Genomic DNA, 6,284 nt, shown 5'->3' on the forward strand with positions numbered 1-6,284 from the left:
TCTGCCACGGCCAAGGTTGGCTTCTCGATAAACTTCCATGAACCCACTGCGCCAAGGCCGACTGGGATCCCTCAACGATAACCCAACCCCATGAGCGACAACGAATCGACGGCGCGCATCATCTCCACCGACCTGCAGCGGGAGATGTCGCAGTCCTACCTGGAATACGCCATGAGCGTGATCGTCGGGAGGGCTTTGCCAGATGCGCGGGATGGCCTGAAGCCGGTGCACCGCCGCATTCTCTACGCTATGCACGAGTTGGGCCTGACGGCGGATCGCCCCTTCCGCAAGTGTGCCCGCGTGGTGGGGGATGTGATCGGGAAATACCATCCCCATGGGGATCAGGCCGTCTATGATGCGCTGGTGCGCATGGCTCAAGATTTCTCCATGCGGGAGCGGCTGGTGGATGGGCATGGCAACTTCGGCTCTGTGGACAACGATCCGCCGGCAGCCATGCGCTATACCGAGTGTCGGCTGACTGCCTTTGCCCAAGAAGCCCTGCTCCAAGATATTGACGCCAACACTGTCGATTTTGTCGGCAACTACGACGGATCCCAGCAAGAACCCCTGGTGCTGCCGGCGCGGATCCCGCAACTGCTCTTAAACGGCTCTTCCGGCATTGCCGTGGGCATGGCCACCAACATCCCGCCCCACAACTTGGGCGAATTGGTGGACGGCCTGATCGCCCTCATCCACAACCCCAACCTGACCAGCCTGGAGTTGATGCAGTGGATCCCCGCCCCTGACTTCCCCACCGGGGCGCTGATCATGGGCCAAGAGGGCATCCGCGAAGCCTACACCACCGGGCGCGGCTCCATCACCCTGAGGGGGGTGGCCACCGTCGAAACCATAGAGCAGCGGGGCCGACCGGTTCGGGATGCCATCATCATCACCGAGCTGCCCTACCAGACCAACAAGGCAGCCATGATTGAGAAGATCGCCGAGCTGGTCAACGAGAAAAAACTGGAAGGCATTGCCGACATCCGCGACGAGAGCGACCGCAGCGGCATGCGGGTGGTGATCGAGCTAAAGCGGGATGCCCAGCCGCAGGTGGTGCTCAACAACCTCTACAAGCAAACCCCCCTGCAGGCCAACTTCGGGGTCAACATGCTGGCCATCCTCAACGGCGAGCCGCGCACCCTGACCCTGCGGGACGCGCTGCAGGCTTTTCTGGATTTTCGGGAAGAGGTGATCGAGCGGCGCACCCGCTACGAGCTGCAAAAAGCCGAAGAGCGGGATCACCTGCTGCAGGGCTATCTCTTGGCTTTGGGGCAGTTGGATCGGGTGATTGCCCTCATTCGGGGAGCCGCCGATACCGCCACAGCCCGAGAGGAATTGCAGGCGGTGTTGGGCCTGAGTGAAGCCCAAGCCGACGGGATCCTGCAGATGCAGCTGCGCCGCCTCACCGCCCTGGAAGCGGAAAAAATCCAGGCCGAGCACGAAGACTTGGTGAGGCAAATTGCCGACCTGCGGGATATTCTGGCCCGCCGAGAACGGGTGATGCAGATCATCAGCGAAGAGCTGCAGCAGCTCAAAGCCCGCTTTGCCAGCCCGCGCCGTTCCCGCCTCTGTTTGGAGGATGGGGAGCTGGGAACGGATGATCTGATCGAAAATCGGGAGACGGTTATCTTTCTAACCGAGCAGGGCTATATCAAGCGCATGGGCCTTGAGGAGTTCCAGGTGCAGGGGCGAGCCACCCGCGGCAAAGCCGGCGCCCGCATCAAAGAAGACGATGCCATCGAACAGTTTTTTGCCTGTCGCAGCCACGACACCATCCTCTTTTTCACCAATCGGGGCGTAGTCTATACCCTGCCCGCCCACCAGATCCCCCAGGGGAGCCGCGCCGCCCGTGGCAGCGCCATCGTTCAGTTGCTGCCGATCACCCGGGAAGAGCGGGTTACGTCCATGGTGCCGGTGAGCCAGTTCAGCGACGACGAATATCTGGTGATGCTCACCCGCGGCGGCTACATCAAAAAAACGGCCCTCAGCGCCTTTGCCAATGTACGCTCCAACGGCCTGATTGCCATCTCTCTGGAAGAAAACGACGAACTGCGCTGGGTGCGCCGCGCCCGCTCCAGCGATGATGTGGTCATGGCGACCCGCCAAGGCATGTCCATTCGCTTCCCGGCGGATGACGAGCAACTGCGCCCTCTGGGACGGGCCACCCGGGGCGTGCGGGCCATGACCCTCAACGCCGGCGATGACATCGTCAGCATGGATATTATCTCTGCCGAATCGGTGATGGCTGCCGAGCGAGAGGGGGAGAAGCTGGCTAACCCTTGGGTGCTGGTGATCACCAAAGAAGGGCGGGGCAAGCGCTCGGCCATCGACAATTTCCGCCAGCAAAACCGCGGCGGCAAGGGGGTGATCGCCACCAAGTTCCGCCAGGCGTCGGACGAGCTGGCGGCCCTGCGCATCGTCAATGCCGAAGACGAGATCCTGTTGGTAACCGCCAGGGGCATTGTCATGCGCCAGTTGGCCAAGGCCATTCCCACCCAGTCCCGCGAGGCGACCGGGGTGCTGGTGCAGCGCCTGGATCCGGAAGACAGCATTGTGGGAGTTACAGTGGTACCCGCTGCCTTGGTTGCCGAGGAGGAGACCTCAGAAGCCAGCGCTTGATCCCCGGCCGTTACTTAGGTACGGCATTTGCCGCCGCAGAAGGGTGGGATCCCGTACCGGAGAGGGTGAGGATGGGGTGTTACCTTTGGGATAGCCCAAATTCCGGGAACGGCAAAGGCCTGTGGGATCAGGCCGAGCAGCCCAGTTGGGATGGCATCTGCTGTGTTTGTGGAGCTTGGTTACTCCATGGCGAGCCCGTTGAACTTCATCCCTGGTTTTGAGGCATTGCAAACTCCGAGCCCCGACAACCGGCTCTGGCAATACCTGCAATCTCAGGATCCCAGCGTCTTTCAGGATATTGCCCGCAATTCTTCCCCAGAAGTGCTGGAGATCTTGGGCCACAACATCCGCAGCTTGGTGGGGAGCTTGCCCTCCGATCAATTCGGGGTTCAGATCATCACCAACCGCGAGAGCTTGGCCAAAATGCTCTCCGGCGCGATGATGGGCGGCTATTTCCTGCGGGTCATGGAGCAGCGCCTAGCCCTGGAGCAATCTTTGGGCAGTGCCTCCCAGCCTGCCAGCGCGGATCAGCCTTCGCCAGCAGAGGAGGAGGGCTAGGCTTGCAATCCACCTTTTAGCGCCGCCGAGGAGGTTCCATGCTGGATGCGGGTTTCCAGGCAAAGGGATCCCAGTTCAGCAGCCCACCGCGGCGGATTTTGGTTTGCCCGGATAGTTTTAAGGGATCCCTAACAGCCACGGCGGCGGCAGAGAGCATGGCCCGCGGGATCCAACAGGTGCTGCCGGAAGTCGAGGTGGAGCGGATCCCCTTGGCCGATGGGGGAGAGGGCACCCTAGAGGTATTGCTGCCGACGCTGGGGGGAGAGAAAAAGGGTCTGTGGGTCACCGGCCCCCTGGGGGATCCCGTCTGGGCGGAGTACGGGGTGGCAGGAGAGCTGGCCCTGTTGGAGCTGGCCCAGGTGGCTGGCCTGACCTTGGTGCCACCGGAGCGGCGGGATCCCACCCGCACCACCACTTATGGCCTGGGGGAGCTGCTGCGGGCTGTTTGCCGCGATCCCATCGCTGAGATCTGGATAGGACTGGGGGGATCCGCCACCGTGGATGGAGGGGCGGGCATGGCGCAGGCCTTAGGCTATCGCCTGTTGGATGGAGCTGGGGATCCCATCGGCTGGGGTGGGGCGGAGCTGGCCCGGCTGGCGCGCATCGAGCCCCCCGAACAGCCTGTTTGGCAGGGGAAACGGGTCCGCGGCCTCTGCGATGTGCAAAACCCCCTCACTGGCCCGTTGGGAGCCGCCGCCGTCTTTGCCCCCCAGAAGGGCGCCACCCCTTCCCAGGTGCAGCAGTTGGAGCAGGCGCTGCAGCAGTGGGCTCAAGTGGTGGAGCGAGATTTGGGCCAGGCCGTGGCCGGGATCCCGGGGGCCGGAGCCGCAGGCGGCTTAGGAGCAGGTCTGGTGGCTTTTTTGGAGGCCACTCTGGAGTCCGGGATCCAGCTCTTGGCGCGGCAATTGGCCCTGCCGGAGCGCATCCGCCGCTGCCATCTGGTCGTCACCGGAGAGGGCTGCCTCGACGAACAAAGCACGATGGGAAAGGTGGTGGGGGCCGTGCTGGAGCAGGCTATCCAAGCCCAAAAACCCCTGCTCATCCTCTGTGGCCAGGTGACTCCGGCAGCGCGCGCTGGGTTGGCAGCCCAGCCTCTTCCCCTTCGGGTTGGCGCCCTGTGCGACCGGATCCCCGATGTGGCAGAAGCCCAACGGCAGGCCGGCCATCACCTGGAGCAGATGACGGCCCAGGAGCTGAGAGATTTTCTGGAGCAGGATGCGGGGATTGGCCGGTTATAATGGCTTAAATCATCGTGTTTCGTAGGACATCATGGCCAGTATCGAGTTCTCCCCCGGCATCCAAGAGGTGCCCACCCAGGTGCGAGTGCTGAAATCCAAGACCGGCAACCGGGGATCCGCGATTTTCCGCTTCGAGGATCTAAAATCCGATACGCAAAACATCCTCGGCATGCGGATGATCGATGAGGAAGGGGAGCTGACCACCCGCAACATCAGGGCCAAGTTCCTGAACGGGGAATTCAAAGCCCTGGAAGTGACCTACGACATGGAAACCGAGGCAGAGTGGGATCGCTTCCTGCGCTTTATGGAGCGCTTTTCGGCGGCCAACCAGATGGGCATGGCCTAGTTGCCGCCCTTCCCGCCTCAGCTTTTGGATTTTTTGCTCCTTTTGCCGGATCTGCGCTTGGCTTGAGGTTGGCCGGGATCGGATCCCTGGCCCTCTTCAACTGAGGGCTGCCCCAGCGGCGGCCGTCGCTTGTGCCAGTCGGTGCTTTGCTCATAGGCATAGGCCACCCGCAGCACCTTGCTCTCCTGTAGGGCATTGCCCACAATTTGCAGGCCAATGGGCAGCCCATCGGCAAACCCGCAGGGCAGGCTCAGCCCCGGCAAGCCCGCCAGGTTCACCGGGATCGTCATCAGGTCGCAGAGGTACATGCTGAGGGGATCCTCCCGCTCGCCGAGCTTGAAGGCTGGGGTGGGGGTGGTGGGGCTGACCAGCACATCCACCTTCTCGAAAGCCTTGAGGAAGTCCTGCTTGATGAGGGTGCGCACCTTCTGAGCCTTGAGGTAGTAGGCGTCGTAGTACCCCGAGGAGAGGGCATAGGTGCCGATCATGATGCGCCGCTTGACTTCCGGCCCAAAGCCGTGGGCGCGGGTCTTGCCATACATGGCCAGCAGCGAGTCGGCAGGTTCCCGCAGGCCGTATTTCACCCCGTCGTAGCGGGCCAAATTGGCAGAGGCTTCCGAAGGGGCGATGATGTAATAGGTGGCTAGGCCGTAGCGAAAACTGGGGCAGTCGATCTCCAGGATCTCGGCCCCCAGTTCTTGCAGATGTTGAATGGCTGCTTGGACGGCAGCGCGGGTCTCCTCCCCACATCCTTCCCCCAGCAAGTCGCGGATCACCCCGATTTTGAACCCCTTGATCTCAGGGATCAGAGCCTGGCTATAGTCCGGGATATCCACCTTCAGGCTGGTGGAGTCCATCGGGTCATGGCCGGCGATCCCCTGCAGCAGCAAGGCCACATCCTCCACCGTGCGCCCAAACGGCCCCACCTGATCCAAAGACGAAGCAAAGGCCACCAGCCCGTAGCGAGACACCAGCCCGTAGGTGGGCTTGAGGCCCACCACCCCACAAAAAGCTGCCGGTTGGCGGATGGATCCCCCCGTATCCGAGCCCAGAGCCACCACCGCTTGGTCGGCAGCCACCGCCGCCGCCGATCCCCCAGAGGATCCCCCTGGCACCCGCGTCAGATCCCAGGGATTGGCCGTGCGCTGAAAGGCGGAGTTTTCCGTGGAGCTGCCCATGGCAAACTCGTCTAGGTTGGTCTTGCCCACCGTCACCATGCCCGCAGCCGCCAGCCGCGCCGTCACTGTTGACTCGTAGGGGGGAATGAACCCCTCCAGCATCCGGGAGGCACAGGTGGTGCGGATCCCTTGGGTGCAGAGGTTGTCTTTCACGGCAAGCGGGATCCCGGCCAAAGGGCCAATCTCTTCCCCGGCCCGAATGCGGGCGTCCACCGCCCTGGCCTGTTGCAGAGCCAGTTCCTCGGTCACAGTAATAAAGCTCTTGAGCTGCGGCTCCAGTTGGGCCAGGCGCTCCAGGTACTCGCGGGCGATCTCTTCGGCAGAGCGCTCTTTGGTTACCAACTG

At 62.7% G+C, this 6,284-nt stretch carries 5 protein-coding genes; 4 read left to right on the forward strand and 1 reads right to left on the reverse strand.

Features of this window, described 5'->3' with window-relative positions; all coding sequences use genetic code 11:
* The first annotated feature begins 90 nt into the window (after window positions 1-90).
* The 4 genes from gyrA to psb28 all read left to right on the forward strand — a co-directional run bounded on the left by gyrA (window position 91) and on the right by psb28 (window position 4,761).
* Window positions 91-2,619 (forward strand): DNA gyrase subunit A, encoded by a 2,529-nt coding sequence (gene gyrA, locus NW820_RS08635; protein ID WP_414407255.1) that lies wholly within the window; start codon window positions 91-93, stop codon window positions 2,617-2,619.
* Between the two features lie 186 nt (window positions 2,620-2,805).
* Window positions 2,806-3,177, forward strand: a complete 372-nt coding sequence (locus NW820_RS08640) for a DUF760 domain-containing protein (RefSeq protein ID WP_414330541.1) — start codon at window positions 2,806-2,808, stop codon at window positions 3,175-3,177.
* Window positions 3,178-3,215: 38 nt separating this feature from the next.
* On the forward strand, window positions 3,216-4,415 hold the full coding sequence (locus NW820_RS08645; protein WP_414407256.1) for a glycerate kinase: 1,200 nt from the start codon (window positions 3,216-3,218) through the stop codon (window positions 4,413-4,415).
* 31 nt (window positions 4,416-4,446) lie between these two features.
* On the forward strand, window positions 4,447-4,761 hold the full coding sequence (psb28, locus tag NW820_RS08650) for a photosystem II reaction center protein Psb28 (protein ID WP_011433213.1): 315 nt from the start codon (window positions 4,447-4,449) through the stop codon (window positions 4,759-4,761).
* 17 nt (window positions 4,762-4,778) lie between these two features.
* Here the strand turns inward: psb28 and gatA are convergent.
* Window positions 4,779-6,284: Asp-tRNA(Asn)/Glu-tRNA(Gln) amidotransferase subunit GatA (gatA, locus tag NW820_RS08655; protein ID WP_414407257.1), on the reverse strand; the 1,506-nt coding region annotated here is incomplete at its 5' end.

Origin of the sequence: Synechococcus sp. R55.7 (assembly GCF_047461955.1) — a bacterium.
In the GTDB taxonomy this organism is placed as follows: domain Bacteria; phylum Cyanobacteriota; class Cyanobacteriia; order Thermostichales; family Thermostichaceae; genus Thermostichus.

Bases quoted from the DNA above. Each gene is read 5' to 3' on its own strand.
- gyrA (WP_414407255.1), top strand. From the start codon at position 91: ATGAGCGACAACGAATCGACGGCGCGCATCATCTCCACCGACCTGCAG.
- NW820_RS08640 (WP_414330541.1), top strand. From the start codon at position 2,806: ATGGCGAGCCCGTTGAACTTCATCCCTGGTTTTGAGGCATTGCAAACT.
- NW820_RS08645 (WP_414407256.1), top strand. From the start codon at position 3,216: ATGCTGGATGCGGGTTTCCAGGCAAAGGGATCCCAGTTCAGCAGCCCA.
- psb28 (WP_011433213.1), top strand. From the start codon at position 4,447: ATGGCCAGTATCGAGTTCTCCCCCGGCATCCAAGAGGTGCCCACCCAG.